The organism is Nocardiopsis flavescens, from assembly GCF_900141985.1.
GTDB classification, from domain to species: domain Bacteria; phylum Actinomycetota; class Actinomycetes; order Streptosporangiales; family Streptosporangiaceae; genus Nocardiopsis; species Nocardiopsis flavescens.
This window is the reverse complement of record NZ_FQZK01000007.1, coordinates 257,288-272,276: the sequence shown is the minus strand read 5'-3', so window position 1 is coordinate 272,276 and position 14,989 is coordinate 257,288. Positions and strand designations below refer to the sequence as shown.

Sequence of the window (14,989 nt, the reverse complement as noted above, 5' to 3'; positions counted from 1 at the left end):
AGACGGCCTCGCCGGTCTCCAGGTCGACCAGCTCCACGCCCTCGGGGGCCTGGACGGTGACCGGCACGGAGGCGGCGCTGGTCTCGATGGTGAACCCACCGATCCGGGAGCCGGCCTCGCCCTCGGCCGAACCCGGGGTGACGGTCAGCGAGGGGCCGGGCTCCTGGGGCAGGTCCTGCGCGCTGTCGACCAGGTGGCGGTAGACCCTGGTGACGTTGCCCGGGGCGCGCCCCAGGTCGGCGCCGTTGGTGAAGTGCCAGATGGCGGCCTGGGTGGCGGCCATGGCGTCGGCCTCGGACAGGCGGGGCAGGTCGACCTCCTGCCCGAGCGTCCGGGCGGGGACCGTCGGGTAGCTGTTCTGAAGGATCCAGTGGACCTTGCCCGGTGCGGTGAAGTCGCCCTTGCCGGGGTAGTTCGCCCAGGCGTCCTCGACGTACCAGGCGTTGTTCCGGGTGCTCGTCTCCAGGTCGATGCAGTACGCGCCGAGGGTGTCCCCGCCCTCCAGCGTGAGCTGGAACATCGTGGCACCGACGTTCTGGCCGTCCATCGTGATCTGAACCCTGTCGGGGCCGGTCGTGCCCGTGTACTGGGCGCGGACGGCGTTGTCGGCGGCCGCGGGGGCGGCCAGGCCGAGGGCGAGGAGCGCGGCCGCGCCGGCGGCGACGGTCGTGCGCCCGAAGGCACGGGGGATGGACACGTTCGTCACGTCTTTTCCTTGGGTTCTGTGGTGCTGTCCGCGTGGAGCCGGGGATGCGGGGACGCCCGTACGGCCGGAGGATCACCGTGAGGGGTGCGAGCGGGGAGGCGGCGATTGCCGCATGACCGATATTAGCGATAGGGGGTGTCCCCACCGAGCCGCGGGTGCGGTGGTGCCGCGGGTCCCGGGGCACGGTTCGCGGCCCCTGCGAAGAAGACGCGCAGGTCGGGCGAACGGTGCACAGGGAAGAGCCCCCTTCCGGAATCGGAAGGGGGCTCTCCGGGGGTCACCTCAGGGGCTGGGCTCAGCCCTCGGTGGAGGTGCCGGCCGCCTTGCGCTTGCGGCTCAGGTAGATCGCGCCGCCGCCGGCGCCGAGGGCGGCGATGCCCGCGGCGACCAGGCCGGCCAGGGCGCCGCCGGTGACCGGCAGGCTCGGCTCGTTCTGGTCATCGCCCGGAGGGGTCGGCTTCGGCGAGGTCGGCTCGCTGGGCTCCTCGGACGGGGTCGGGGACGGCTCCGGGGAGGTCGGCTCGCTGGGCTCCTCGGACGGGGTCGGCTCGGGGCTGGGCTCCTCGCCGCCGCCGGCGGTCCAGGTGGCGGAGGCGGAGGCGGAGACCTTGGTCTCGCCGCCCTCGGCCGTGATCAGGGTCTGGGTCGCGGACTCGCCCTCGGCGCCGCGGAACAGGCGGCCGGTGGCGACCTCGGCGGTGGTCTCCAGGCTGAAGGAGGCCTCGCCGGGCTCGGTGCCGGCGGGGACCTCGAAGCCGACCTTGTCGCCGTTCTCGACGGCGGAGACGGCCTCGCCGGTCTCCAGGTCGACCAGCTCCACGCCCTCGGGGGCCTGGACGGTGACCGGCACGGAGGCGGCGCTGGTCTCGATGGTGAACTCGCCGATCCGGGAGCCGGCCTCGCCCTCGGCCGAACCCGGGGTGACGCTCAGGGTCGCGTCGGGCTCGGAGGTCTGCGGCAGGTCCTGGGCGTTCTCGACCAGGTAGTCGTAGACGGCCGTGACCGCGTCGCTGCCGCGGGTCAGGTCGGCGCCGTTGCTGAAGTGCCAGATCGCGGCCTGGGTGGCGGCGAGGGCGTCCTTGTCGTTCAGCGAGCCGATACCGGCCGCGGAGGCCAGGTCGGCGGCGCTCACGCGCGGGTACGCGTTCTGGAGGATCCAGTGGATCTTGGCGGGCTCCTTGAAGTCGCCCTTGCCCTCATAGGTGTCCCAGGCGTCCTCGACGTACCAGGCGCCGCCACGGATGCTGGTCTGCAGGTCGATGCAGTACATCGTGAGCTCGGTGCCGTCTTCGAGACGCAGGTTGAAGAGGTTCGTCCCGACGTTCTGGCCGTCCATCCGGACGGAGGAACCGGTCGCGGCGTTGCGGGTGTATTCGCCGCGCACCGTCTCGGCGGCGGCGGGAGCGGCGATGCCGAAGGCGAGGAGGGCGGCGGCGGAGGCCGCCAGGCCCGCGCGACCGGCGGTACGGGGGAGGGAGATCTGAGTCAAGTCGTATCCCGGTGTCTTCTAGGGGTAACCGGATGGAAACGGATCGTGCCGCGGAAGGGGACCGCGGTGGTGGTCCATTGCGAAGGACGGACGGTTACGGGGCCGCTTCACGTGCGTGTCCGGGTCGGGGGTGTGCCACGTCGAGGACAGGCGGTGGAGCCGTGGGGTGGCGGGGGCGCGATGCGTCCCGGTCCCGGGCTGAAGCCGTCTCGCGGGTGGCGGGCCTCCGGCACGCCGCACAAGGTCGATCGCCCGCCCGATACTAGCGATCCGGTTCCGTACTTCCAACCCGGTTCGCGAAAAATGTGACGAGATACGGGCTAGAAAAAATCCGCGCGAAAAAAAGCCGCATTATGGCCACATGTTATGCAACGAAGTCGGGGTCACTCGCGTCGTTTGCGGCCCAGAACCAGGATGATCAGGCCTGATACCACCAGGGCGCCCGCGATGACCAGCAGGCCGGACAGCCAGGTGCCCGTCGCGGCCAGGTCGTCCTCCGGGATTCGGTCCGTCTCGGAGGGTGAGGCCTCCGGACTCGCGGCCACCTCCGCGAGCGGCGTGGCCGGTGACGGCTCCGGGGTTTCGGACGGGGTTTCGGGCTCCTGGCTCGGCTCCGGTGACGGGGCCCGCCAGGTGATCGTCGCCGTGGTGGTGATCGTCGCCTCGCCGGGCTCGGCGGTCACCAGCGGCCGGGTGCGCACCCCGTCGCGGCCGGTGAACAGGCTCCCCTCCTCCAGCGGCAGGTCCTCGCCGCGGACCTGGAGGGTGACCACCCCGGCCGGGACGGAGGGGCTCACGTCCAGGTACAGCTCGTCGCCGTGCGAGGCCTGGGCGGTGCGGCGGCCGTCGGCGTCCACCAGCCAGGAGGCGGGCGCGCCGTTGACCGACACCTTGAGCGGGCCGTCGCCGGTACTCGCCACGGCCAGCGGTCCCAGCGGCCCGTCGGGGGCGGTCGCCTCGACGTGGCCCGGCTCCACGGTCAGCGGACGCGGCCCCGGCGGCAGGGCGCCGCCCTCGACCAGGTGGTCGTACAGCGCCAGGACGGCCCCGTCGTTGGCCTCCCGGTCGGGCTCGGTGCCCGACAGCACCCGCCAGAGCGCGGCCTGGGTGCCGGCGATCGCCTGGTCCTCCCGCAGCGGCAGCCCCGTGTCCAGGCCCAGGGACAGCAGGTCCCGGTTGGGATAGGAGTGGGAGACGATCCAGCGCGCCCGCTCCGCGTCCCGCGCGGGGGTGTCGGACCAGCCCGACTCCACGTAGGCCGCACGGCGGCGGACCTCGTCGTCGGGTGAGGCGGTGTAGGCGCGCACGGAGTCCTCGCCGCCCACCCGCAGGCTGTAGAGCGCCGTCGCCACCGGCTCCCCGCCGGCGGGGACCAGGTCCGCCCCGGCCACGGGGTCGCGGTCCACGCGGGAGAAGTCGTCGGCGAGGGCGGCCGGGGTGCCGGCCAGCGTCGCGGTGAGGACGACCGAGGAAAGCAGCGCCGCGCACCGACGCAGGACGCCCATCTGCAGCTCCCGTGCTCGGCCTGGCGAAATCGTCTCCTGGGACTGATCAGACTAACGGTGCGGCACCGTGGGTGACCGGGTGACACCTCTACAGTGGCCTGATCGTGCGCATCACGTGACATCCGGCTCCGGCCGGGCCACCCCCGGGCGCTCGGTAGGCTGACCAGGAAGGTATGTCCTCTACGGAAACGGGTTTGCGGCGATGGCCCACGCGGTGACTCCTACCACGAACGGCGGCCCGGTGGCCTACGAACAGGCGCTGGCCAAGTACGAGCCGGTGCTCGGTCTGGAGACCCACATCGAGCTGGGTACCGCTTCGAAGATGTTCTGCTCCTGCCCCACCGGGTTCGGCGCGGAGCCCAACACCCAGGTCTGCCCGGTCTGCCTCGCGCTGCCCGGCTCCCTGCCGGTGGTCAACGCCAAGGCCGTCGAGGGCGCCATCCGCCTGGGCCTGGCGCTGAACTGCTCCGTCGCCCCCTGGGGCCGGTTCGCCCGGAAGAACTACTTCTACCCGGACATGCCGAAGAACTACCAGATCTCCCAGTACGACGAGCCGATCTGCGTCGACGGGCACCTCGACGTGACCGTCGACACCCCCGAGGGCCCGCGCGAGTTCCGGGTGGAGATCGAGCGCGTCCACATGGAGGAGGACACCGGCAAGACCTCCCACGTGGGCGGGGCCACCGGCCGCATCCACGGTGCCGAGTACTCCATCGTCGACTACAACCGCGCGGGCATCCCGCTGCTGGAGATCGTCACCAAGCCGATCACCGGCACCGGGGGGCTCGCCCCGCTGGTCGCCCGCGCCTACGCCGCCGAGCTGCGCGACCTGGTCCGCTCCCTGGGCATCTCCGACGTCCGCATGGAGGAGGGCTCCATGCGCTGCGACGTCAACGTCTCCATCAACGAGCGCGGCGCCGACGCCTGGGGCACCCGCAGCGAGACCAAGAACGTCAACTCCCTGCGCTCGGTCGAGCGCGCCGTCCGCTCCGAGGTCGAGCGGCAGGCCGGCGTGCTGGACGCGGGGGGCAGGGTCGTGCAGGAGACCCGCCACTTCCAGGAGCACACCGGTGCCAGCGTCTCCGGCCGCAGCAAGGAGGAGGCGCAGGACTACCGGTACTTCCCGGACCCCGACCTGGTGCCGGTCGCCCCGTCCGCGGAGTGGATCGAGGAGCTGCGCGCCACCCTGCCGGAGCTGCCCGCCGCCAAGCGGGCCCGCATCCGCGCGGAGTGGGACCTGAGCGACACCGAGCTGCGCGACCTGGTCAACGCCGACGCGGTCGAGCTGGTGGAGGCGACCGTCGCCGCCGGGGCGCCCTCGGCCGAGGCCCGCAAGCTCTGGCTGAACGAGCTGTCCCGCCGCGCCACCGAGCAGGAGGTGGAGCTGTCCGCCCTGCCGGTCACCCCCGCCCAGGTCGCTCGGATCATCGCCCTGGTCGCCGAGGGCACGCTCACCAACAAGCTGGCCCGCCAGGTCGTCGAGGGCGTGCTGGCCGGCGAGGGCGAGCCCGACGCGGTCGTGGAGGCCCGAGGACTGAAGGTCGTCAGCGACGACGGCGCGCTGGGCGCGGCCGTCGACGCCGCCATCGCCGCCGACCCCGACGCCGCCGACAAGGTGCGCGGCGGCAAGGTCGCCGCCGCCGGGGCGCTGGTGGGCGCGGTCATGAAGGCGACCCGTGGCCAGGCCGACGCCGGGCGCGCCCGGCAGCTCATCCTGGAGCGGCTCGGCGCCTCCTGACACGGCGTGTGCCCGGCGCCACGCCGGGCCCGGGACGGTGCCCGTCCCGCATCCCCTAGGGTTCTGGGTGTGTCGCGGCTCCGGGAGGGGAGCCGCGGCGCATCCTGTGAGCATCCGGGCCCCGGGCGTCCGCGGTCACGTCGGGTGACGACTCCGTCTTCATCTCTCGTCCGGTCCTCAATCGCCATGTGACCTTGGTTGCGTAGGGTTGCGAACGCACGGTGGTGCCGCGGTCGACGGAGACCGTTCGGCCACCGGTCCGTCCAGGTCCCGCGAGATCGTCGGTCCGCGCGCCGGACGCCCCCGCGCGCCCGGAATCGTCAGAACGCGAGGTGGGTGCTCCATGTCCGAGGAGAGAACGTGACCGCGGTGACCCCCCGCGGAATCCACGGCGCGCCCACTGGGAGGTCTGTGATGGGAACCCGGGCACGCCGCCTGTCGGTCGTCGGGCTCGTCGTCCTGTTCCTCGTCTACGTCGCGGCCACGCTGGTCCCCGTGGGGGAGGGCACCGTCGCCTCCCTGCTCGGCGAGTGGCCCGCCTCGGCGGCGGCCGGCATCGCCGGCGCCTCGCTGCTGCTGGCCTCGCGCCGCTGGGCGGCGACCGGGGCCGACCGGGAGGCCCACGCCGACGGTGCCGACGGCCCCGCCGCGCTGCGCAACCTCGGCTTCGCCGCGCTCGCCTGGTGCGCGGGCGGCGTCACCCACGGCATCACCCGGGTGCTCAGCTCCGGCTCCGTGCTGTCCCTGACCCTGGGCGACCTCTTCGCCCTGGCCGCGCTGCCCCTGTTCGTGGTGGGCTTCACCCGCTTCGCCCCGTGGCCGGGCGGCCTGCGCACCGCCCTGCGGCACATCACCGACAGCTACGTGTGCGCCGCCGCCGTGTTCTCCATGGTGTGGCTGCTGCTGTTCTCGCCCCTGTACGACGAACTGGGCGAGGGGTCGGGGGTGCTGGGGTTCGCCCTGGTGTACCCGGTCGCCGACATCGCGGTGCTGTGCCTGCTGGTCCCGCTGGTCTTCATGTCGCCGCACAGCACCCGCCGCGCGGTGCTGATGGCGATCGGCGCGCTCATCGTCATCGCCGCCGCGGACATGGTCGGCGCCATCACCCGCCTGACCGGCCCCCCGGTGGCGGGCGGGCTGGAGCACCCGCTGCGCTTCCTCGGGTTCGCGCTCATGGGCGCGCTGCCGTGGCTGGTGGAGCACCGGCCCGGCGCCCGGCCGCGCAAGATCACCGGCCGGGGGCTGTACCGGTTCGCCCCGGAGCTGGCCGCGGTGGGCGCGGTCGCGGTCGCCGCGGTGGTGCTCACGGTGGCGGGCCTGCGCCTGCCGGGGGTGGCCCCGGTGCTGCCGCTGGCGGCGGGGACCGCGGTGGTGGTGCTGCTGGTGCGCATCCTCGGGATGCTGGAGGAGAACGCGACCCTCACCCGGATGGTGCGCAACCGCGAGGGCCACTTCCACGAGCTGGCCCGCAACAGCGGCGACGTCATCCTGGTGCTGGACCGCGACGGCGGCGTGTCCTACGTCAGCCCGGGCACCGCCGAGGCCTTCGGGTACCGGCTGGAGGACGTGCTCGCCGCCCCGGTGACGGCGCTGATCCATCCCGAGGACATGGACCGCACCGAGGCGGTCACCGCGCTGTTCGACGAGCGCGACGGCCAGGGCGTCCACCTGCGGCTGCGGGTCCGCGCCGCGGACGGCACCTGGCGGCACACCGAGTCCACGGTGTCGCTGTACGAGCAGCCCGGCGACCCGGACCGGCTGCTGGTGACCACCCGCGACATCAGCGCCCAGGTGGCGCTCCAGGACGAGGTCGAGCACCTGACCTTCCACGACGGGGTGACGGGGCTGCCCAACCGCTCCTACCTGGAGGAGCGGGCCAGCGACGTGCTCGCGCACCGGGCGATCAGCGACGAGCCCACCGGGGACATCGCCGTGCTCTTCCTGGACCTGGACGGGTTCACCGCTGTCAACGACTCCGCGGGGCACGTGCGCGGCGACCACCTGCTGGCGCAGGCGGCGCGCAGGATGCGCGGGGAGCTGGAGCCGGGGGCGACCCTGGCGCGCTGGGGCGGCGACGAGTTCGCGGTCCTCATCGAGGGCATCCCGCGGGCGCAGCGGGTGGTGGACCTGGCCGAGCGGCTGGGCCGGGTGATCGCCTCCGAGCCGTTCCAGGTGGCGGACCGGGAGCTGGTGCTCACGGCCAGCCTGGGCGTGGCGTTCGCCGAGGAGGACACCGACAGCGGCGACCTGCTGCGCAACGCCGACGTGGCGCTGACCCGCGCCAAGGAGCGCGGGCCGGGCAACGTCGAGGTGTACGCGGCGCACATGCACGACACGGTGGTCTCCCGCCTGGAACTCCAGATCCGGCTGCGCCGGGCGCTGGCCGAGGGGGAGTTCTTCCTGGAGTACCAGCCCATCGTGGACCTGGGCTCGTCCCAGGTGACCTCGGTGGAGGCCCTGGTGCGCTGGAACCGGGACGGCGAGGTGGTGGGCCCGGACGGGTTCCTGGGCGCCGCCGAGGAGTCCGGGCTGATCGTCCCGCTGGGGGAGTGGATCCTGCGGGAGGCCTGCGAGAAGGTCGCGGTGTGGCGGGTGTCGGACTGGGACATCGGGCTGTCGGTGAACCTCTCCGTCAAGCAGGTGCTGTCGCCGCGCTTCGTGGAGACGGTGGAGGCGGTGCTCGCCGACTCGGGGCTGTCCGCGGAGGTGCTCACCCTGGAGGTGGACGAGGACGTCCTGCTCGACGGCGGCGGCGAGGCGGTGCAGCCCCTGGCGGAGCTGCGCGGGCTGGGCGTGCAGCTGGCCGTGGACGACTACGGGATGGGGTACGCCTCGCTGGCGCACCTGCGCAGGCTGAGCGTGGACGCCATCAAGATCGACCCGTCGTTCATCGCCGACCTGGGCCGCGACGACACGGTCACGCTGCTCACGCACACGATCATCCAGCTCGGCCGGGACCTGGGGGTCCAGGTGGTGGCCGAGGGCATCGAGCGCCCCGAGCAGCTGGAGCAGCTGCGCGCGATGGGCTGCGACCACGGCCAGGGCTTCCTGGTCGCCCGCCCCATGGCCGCCTCCGGCGTGGAGTCCCTCGTCGGCGGCGAGGCCGGCGCCAACCTCTAGGGCCGCAATTCGTACCTAATGCGGAAATAAGGTCTTTCACCTGCGGGAATGCCGATCCGACCGCTACTTTTCCGTCATGCCCTCCCGCCGGAGCCACGGCCCCCGGAATCCTGGAGACGCTCATGCAGCTGAAGGACTACGAGTTCAAGACCGAGTTCGTCGGACGCCTCTTCCGCGAGGGCAAGGCCGAGGGCAAGGCGGAGGCCCTGCTCACGGTGCTCGGGGCCCGGGGGATCGAGGTCTCGGAGGAGGTCCGCAGGCGGATCGAGGACGCGACCGAGCCCGACCTGCTGGACGTCTGGCTGGGCCGCGCGGTCGGCGCCGAGCGGGCCGAGGACGTTTTCGGCGGGCAGGGCCGGGCCTGACCGGCGAGCGGACCGCCGCGCCCCCGCCACGTGTTCTGCGTTACACGTGGCGGGGGCTTTCCGCTCCCCGGGCCGCTCGCAGGGGGGCGCGGAGCCCCGGTGCGGTCGCATGCTGACATCGGCGTCTCATCATTCGGGACAATATGAAGTTCTGGTTGACGGGCGGCCGGGTCTTCGGCCAAGGTTGGGAGGGTGAAGAGCAACTCCCTCATTCTCGTACTTGGTCGGCGCGCAGCCCACTGAGTCGCTTCTGCTGCGCGCCACCCCTCGACCGCCACCGGGCGGTGGGGGTTTTTTTATTGCCGGACCAGGCCGTGAAGAGTCAGACCCACCAAAGACCAGAGCATCCGTGCCGCTCTGGGCCCTCGCTAAGGATCTTGAGATGACCGAGCAGATGACCGGCGCACAATCGCTGATCAGGTCGCTGGAGCAGGTCGGTGTCGACACCGTCTTCGGGATTCCCGGGGGCGCCATCCTCCCCGCCTACGACCCCCTCTACGACTCCGCGAAGGTGCGCCACATCCTCATGCGCCACGAGCAGGGCGCGGGTCACGCCGCCGAGGGCTACGCCTACGCCACCGGGCGCCCCGGGGTCTGCATGGCGACCAGCGGCCCGGGCGCGACCAACCTGGTCACCCCGCTGGCCGACGCCTACATGGACTCGGTCCCGATGGTCGCCATCACCGGCCAGGTCGCCGCTCCCATGATCGGTACGGACGCCTTCCAGGAGGCGGACATCTGCGGCATCACGATGCCGATCACCAAGCACAACTTCCTGGTCAAGGACGTGCGCGAGATCCCGCGCACCATCGCGGAGGCCTTCCACATCGCCTCCAGCGGGCGTCCCGGGCCGGTCCTGGTCGACATCTCCAAGGACGCCCTCCAGGCCGGGGCGGACTTCGTCTGGCCCGAGCGCCTGGAGCTGCCCGGCTACCGGCCGGTCACCAAGCCCCACGGCAAGCAGGTCCGCGAGGCCGCGCGGATGATCCTGGAGGCCAAGCGCCCCGTGCTGTACGTCGGCGGCGGCGTCCTGCGCGCCGGGGCCGCGGCCGAGCTGCGCGTCCTGGCCGAGCTGACCGGCGTCCCGGTCGTCACCACGCTGATGGCCCGCGGCGTCTTCCCCGACAGCCACCCGCAGTTCCTGGGCATGCCCGGCATGCACGGCGACGTCGCCGCGGTCGGCTCCCTCCAGCGAGCCGACCTGATCGTCGCCCTGGGCGCCCGCTTCGACGACCGCGTCACCGGCCGCCTGGACAGCTTCGCCCCCGACGCCAAGATCGTCCACGCCGACATCGACCCGGCGGAGATCTCCAAGAACCGCCACGCCGACGTCCCCATCGTCGGCGACTGCCGCGAGGTGCTGGCCGACCTCGTCGTCGCGGTCCGCGGCGACCAGGAGAAGGGCAGGGCCGGGGACTACGGCGCCTGGTGGCAGCACCTCGGCCGTCTGAAGGACACCTACCCCAAGGGCTACGACGTCCCCGAGGACGGCAGCCTGTCCCCGCAGATGGTCATCGAGCGGCTGGGCAAGGTCGTCGGCCCCGAGGCCACCTACGTCGCGGGCGTGGGCCAGCACCAGATGTGGGCCGCCCAGTTCATCGGCTACGAGCGCCCCGGCGCTTTCGTCAACTCCGGCGGCCTGGGCACCATGGGCTTCTCCGTCCCCGCCGCGCTGGGGGCCAAGGTCGGCGACCCCGACCGCGCGGTCTGGTCGATCGACGGCGACGGCTGCTTCCAGATGACCAACCAGGAGCTGGCCACCTGCGCCATCGAGGGCATCCCCGTCAAGGTCGCCGTGGTCAACAACGGCAACCTGGGCATGGTCCGGCAGTGGCAGACCCTGTACTACGAGGGCCGCTACTCCAACACCGACCTCCAGACCTCCCCCCGCGACGAGAAGGTCCGCATCCCCGACTTCGTCAAGCTGTCGGAGGCGTACGGTTGTGTCGGCCTGCGGTGCGAGCGCGCCGAGGACGTCGACGCCACCATCGAGAAGGCCATGGCCATCAACGACGTGCCGGTCGTCGTCGACTTCACGGTGAACCACGACGCCATGGTCTGGCCGATGGTCGGCCCGGGCGTCAGCAACGACAACATCCAGTACGCGCGCGACATGGCGCCGAGCTGGGACGATGAGGACTAAGAGGAGCAGGCCGACCGCCATGAGCCGCCACACGCTTTCCGTTCTGGTGGAGGACACCCCGGGCATCCTCGCCCGCGCCTCCGCCCTCTTTTCCCGTCGTGGTTTCAACATCGACTCGCTCAGTGTCAGCACCACCGAGTATCCGGGCCTGTCCAGGATGACGATCGTGGTCAACTGCGACCTCCACCCCTTGGAGCAGGTGACCAAACAGCTCAACAAGCTGATCAACGTCGTCAAGATCGTGGAGATGGACACCACCGCGTCGGTCCAGCGCGAGCTCCTGCTCGTGAAGGTCAAGGCCGACGCGTCGAGCCGCACCCATGTGCTTCAGACGGCCGAGCTGTTCCGCGCGCACGTCGTGGACGTCAGCCCGGACGTCGTCGTCATCGAGGCCACCGGCGACCCCGAGAAGCTCGATGCCCTGGTCAAGAACCTGGAGCCGTTCGGCATCCGGGAACTGGTCAAGTCAGGGCTGGTCGCCCTGGGACGCGGGCCGCGGTCGATCACCGACCGCTCTCTGCGGGCGGTCGACCGCTCCGCCTGAGGATCCGGCACCCGGACACGGCCGGGTGCCGCCGCGCCCCCCAACGAATGTGAAGAACAAGGAGCAACCCCAAGTGGCAGCACAGATGTACTACGACGACGCCGCGGACCTCGGTCTCATCCAGGGCAAGAAGGTCGCCGTGATCGGTTACGGCAGCCAGGGCCACGCCCACGCGCTGTCGCTGCGGGACTCGGGCGTCGACGTGCGGATCGGCCTGGCCGAGGGCTCCAAGAGCCGCGCCAAGGCCGAGGAGGAGGGCCTGCGCGTCCTCAGCCCCGCGGAGGCCACCCGCGAGGCCGACGTCGTCATGATCCTGGTCCCCGACCACATCCACCGCGACCTGTACGCCGCGGAGATCGCGCCCAACCTGGAGCCGGGCAACGCCCTGTTCTTCGGCCACGGCTTCAGCATCCGCTACGGGCTCATCACCGCGCCCGAGGGCGTGGACGTGGCCATGGTCGCCCCCAAGGGCCCGGGCCACCTGGTCCGCCGCCAGTTCGAGGCCGGGCGCGGCGTGCCCTGCCTGGTCGCGGTCGAGAAGGACGCCAGCGGCCAGGCCTGGGACCTGGCGCTCTCGTGGGCCAAGGGCATCGGCGGCACCAAGGCCGGCGTCATCAAGACCACGTTCGAGGAGGAGACCGAGACCGACCTGTTCGGCGAGCAGGTCGTCCTGTGCGGCGGCACCGAGGAGCTGGTCAAGGCCGGCTTCGCCACCCTGGTCGAGGCGGGCTACCAGCCGGAGATCGCCTACTTCGAGTGCCTGCACGAGCTGAAGCTCATCGTCGACCTCATGTACGAGGGCGGCATCTCCAAGATGAACTGGTCGGTGTCGGACAACGCGGAGTTCGGCGGCTACACCCGCGGCCCGCGCCTGATCACCGAGCAGACCCGCGAGGAGATGCGCAAGATCCTGGGCGAGATCCGGGACGGCTCCTACGCCAAGGAGCTCATGGACGAGTTCGACGCCGGGCAGCCGACGTTCAAGAAGCGCCGCGAGGCCGAGCAGAACGAGCAGATCGAGAAGGTGGGCGCCGAGCTGCGCCCGCTGATGAGCTGGCTCAAGGGCTGATCGGAGCCCTGGTGAGAGGGGGGTGGGTGGCTTCGACCACCCGCCCCCCTCGGGCTTCCCTACCCCCGCAGTAGACTTTGTTCCGGCCGTCCTCACCCGATCTCGGTAGGGCTTGACCTGCGTGAATCGGGACGCAACACCCGAAAAGGAACCCCTGTGTCCAAACCCGCCGTACTCGTAGCGGAAGAACTCTCGCCCGCCGGAATCGCCCTGCTCGAAGAGGACTTCGAGGTGCGCCGCGTCGACGGCGCCGACCGCTCCCTCCTCCTCCCGGCCCTGGCCGACGTGGACGCGCTCATCGTGCGCAGCGCCACCAAGGTGGACGCCGAGGCCCTGGCCGCGGCCCCGCGCCTGCAGGTGGTCGCCCGGGCCGGCGTCGGCCTGGACAACGTGGACGTGGAGGCCGCCACCAAGGCGGGCGTGCTGGTGGTCAACGCCCCGACCTCCAACATCGTCAGCGCCGCCGAGCAGGCCGTGAACCTGCTGCTGGCCAGCGCCCGCAACACCGCCCCCGCGCACAACGCGCTGGTCAACGGCGAGTGGAAGCGGTCCAAGTACACCGGCGTGGAGCTGTACGAGAAGACCGTCGGCATCGTGGGCCTGGGCCGCATCGGCGCCCTGGTCGCCCAGCGCCTGCTGGCCTTCGGCACCAGCGTCATCGCCTACGACCCCTTCGTGCAGCCCGCGCGCGCCGCGCAGATGGGCGTGGAGATGACCACGCTCGACGACCTGCTCGGCCGCTCCGACTTCATCACCATCCACCTGCCCAAGAACAAGGACACCCTGGGCCTGATCGGTGACGAGGCGCTGCACAAGGTCAAGCCGAGCGTGCGGATCATCAACGCCGCGCGCGGCGGCATCCTGGACGAGGACGCGCTGTACCGGGCGATCAAGGACGGCCGGGTCGCGGGGGCGGGCATCGACGTGTTCGCCAAGGAGCCGTGCACGGACAGCCCGCTGTTCGAGTTCGAGAACGTGGTGGTGGCCCCGCACCTGGGCGCCAGCACCCACGAGGCGCAGGAGAAGGCGGGCACCCAGGTCGCCCGCTCGGTCAAGCTCGCCCTGTCGGGCGAGTTCGTGCCCGACGCGGTCAACGTGCAGGGCACCGGCGTGGCCGAGGAGATCAAGCCGGGCCTGCCGCTCACCGAGAAGCTGGGCCGGGTGTTCACCGCCCTGGCCGGGGCGCTGCCGAGCCGCGTCGACGTCGAGGTGCGCGGCGAGATCGCCGCCCACGACGTCAAGGTGCTGGAGCTGGCCGCGCTCAAGGGCGTGTTCGCCGACGTCGTCGAGGACACGGTTACGTTCGTCAACGCCCCGCTGCTGGCCAAGGAGCGCGGCGTGGAGGTCGACCTCGTCACCAGCGACGAGAGCGGCGACTGGCGCAACCTCATCGCGGTCCGCGGCGTGCTGGCCGACGGCACCCGGGTGTCGGTCTCGGGCACGCTCACCGGCCCCCGCCAGATCGAGAAGCTGGTGGAGGTCAACGACTACACCCTGGAGATCGGCCTGGCCGAGCACATGGTGTTCCTGTCCTACGAGGACCGCCCCGGCGTCGTGGGCAAGGTGGGCGCGCTGCTGGGCGACGCCGACGTCAACATCGCCGGCATGCAGGTGATCCGGAACCAGGAGGGCGGCCGGGCGCTCATCGCGCTGACCGTCGACTCCGCGGTGCCGGACGCCGTCCTGGCGTCGATCGCGGGGGAGATCGACGCCGCGGTGACCCGCCAGGTGGACCTGGAGGACTGACCGCGGGGGACGGGGCCCCGCGCCCCGTCCGCGTGGCGCACAGGGGGTCGTGCCGACGGCGCGGCCCCCTTTTCCGTGCCCCGGGCCATCGGCAGCGGGTGTTACATGGTGAAATGCACGCCTTTGTGAACTGCAAAGACACGCATTCGTCTCGCATGGTGAGAAGCTCTGGCCACATAGTTGGACATCCGATATTCTGTCGTCCTAGGAGCCCGCGGCGTCCGCCTGCACCGGTCGACGCCGCCGTCCGCCGCCTCCGCCCGCCCCCACCCGGGCTCGCGGAGACGGCCCCGGCGACCCGCCGGGACCACCGCTCCGGTTCCTCACGTCTCTCACGCGGTCACCGTGGACCGCGGCATCCGCCCGGCACGCCCACCCGGCCAGGTCCCGGGCGGGGCCGGTCACGCACCGCGATCGGAGTTCCACATGATGTACGACATGGTCGAGTACCCGTCCGCCTCCGACGTCGACGAAGAGATCTCGCGCGCGCTCCAGGACGCCCTGGACCGGCGCGACTGACCGCCGGGGCGCCGGACGCCGCCGGTCGTGCGGGCCGGTATGGTT

10 protein-coding genes are annotated in these 14,989 nt (G+C 71.9%); 7 read left to right on the top strand and 3 right to left on the bottom strand.

Annotated features, from left to right (window positions below; translation table 11 throughout):
• From BUE45_RS33380 to BUE45_RS14670, 3 genes are all read right to left on the bottom strand, one after another.
• Positions 1 to 706: thioester domain-containing protein (locus BUE45_RS33380; RefSeq protein ID WP_245833169.1), on the bottom strand; the 706-nt coding region annotated here is incomplete at its 3' end.
• A gap of 295 nt (positions 707 to 1,001) precedes the next feature.
• Complete coding sequence (locus tag BUE45_RS14675; RefSeq protein WP_073379867.1) at positions 1,002 to 2,195, bottom strand: thioester domain-containing protein; 1,194 nt, start codon at positions 2,193 to 2,195, stop codon at positions 1,002 to 1,004.
• 383 nt (positions 2,196 to 2,578) lie between these two features.
• Positions 2,579 to 3,700, bottom strand: coding sequence for a thioester domain-containing protein (locus tag BUE45_RS14670; protein WP_073379866.1), 1,122 nt, complete (start codon positions 3,698 to 3,700; stop codon positions 2,579 to 2,581).
• Positions 3,701 to 3,941: 241 nt separating this feature from the next.
• On the opposite strand from BUE45_RS14670, the gene gatB reads away from it, so the two are divergent.
• From gatB to serA, 7 genes are all read left to right on the top strand, one after another.
• Complete coding sequence (gatB, locus tag BUE45_RS14665; protein WP_073379865.1) at positions 3,942 to 5,438, top strand: Asp-tRNA(Asn)/Glu-tRNA(Gln) amidotransferase subunit GatB; 1,497 nt, start codon at positions 3,942 to 3,944, stop codon at positions 5,436 to 5,438.
• A gap of 414 nt (positions 5,439 to 5,852) precedes the next feature.
• On the top strand, positions 5,853 to 8,558 hold the full coding sequence (locus BUE45_RS14660) for a putative bifunctional diguanylate cyclase/phosphodiesterase (RefSeq protein WP_073379864.1): 2,706 nt from the start codon (positions 5,853 to 5,855) through the stop codon (positions 8,556 to 8,558).
• 122 nt (positions 8,559 to 8,680) lie between these two features.
• Entirely contained in the window at positions 8,681 to 8,923 is a 243-nt protein-coding gene (locus tag BUE45_RS14655) for a hypothetical protein (protein ID WP_073379863.1), read from the top strand.
• Between the two features lie 349 nt (positions 8,924 to 9,272).
• On the top strand, positions 9,273 to 11,066 hold the full coding sequence (locus tag BUE45_RS14650) for an acetolactate synthase large subunit (protein ID WP_281256347.1): 1,794 nt from the start codon (positions 9,273 to 9,275) through the stop codon (positions 11,064 to 11,066).
• A gap of 19 nt (positions 11,067 to 11,085) precedes the next feature.
• Entirely contained in the window at positions 11,086 to 11,610 is a 525-nt protein-coding gene (ilvN, locus tag BUE45_RS14645) for an acetolactate synthase small subunit (protein WP_073379861.1), read from the top strand.
• 73 nt (positions 11,611 to 11,683) lie between these two features.
• A complete protein-coding gene (gene ilvC, locus BUE45_RS14640) occupies positions 11,684 to 12,679 on the top strand; it encodes a ketol-acid reductoisomerase (RefSeq protein WP_178378541.1) in 996 nt (331 codons plus the stop codon).
• A gap of 156 nt (positions 12,680 to 12,835) precedes the next feature.
• The gene (serA, locus tag BUE45_RS14635) at positions 12,836 to 14,425 is read left to right on the top strand and encodes a phosphoglycerate dehydrogenase (protein WP_073379859.1); all 1,590 of its coding nucleotides are present in this window, start codon (positions 12,836 to 12,838) and stop codon (positions 14,423 to 14,425) included.
• Positions 14,426 to 14,989 lie beyond the last annotated feature (564 nt).

What these genes read in the sequence shown, in the direction of transcription:
- BUE45_RS14670 (WP_073379866.1), bottom strand. Translation starts at nt 3,700, where the DNA reads ATGGGCGTCCTGCGTCGGTGCGCGGCGCTGCTTTCCTCGGTCGTCCTC.
- BUE45_RS14660 (WP_073379864.1), top strand. Translation starts at nt 5,853, where the DNA reads ATGGGAACCCGGGCACGCCGCCTGTCGGTCGTCGGGCTCGTCGTCCTG.
- BUE45_RS14655 (WP_073379863.1), top strand. Translation starts at nt 8,681, where the DNA reads ATGCAGCTGAAGGACTACGAGTTCAAGACCGAGTTCGTCGGACGCCTC.
- ilvN (WP_073379861.1), top strand. Translation starts at nt 11,086, where the DNA reads ATGAGCCGCCACACGCTTTCCGTTCTGGTGGAGGACACCCCGGGCATC.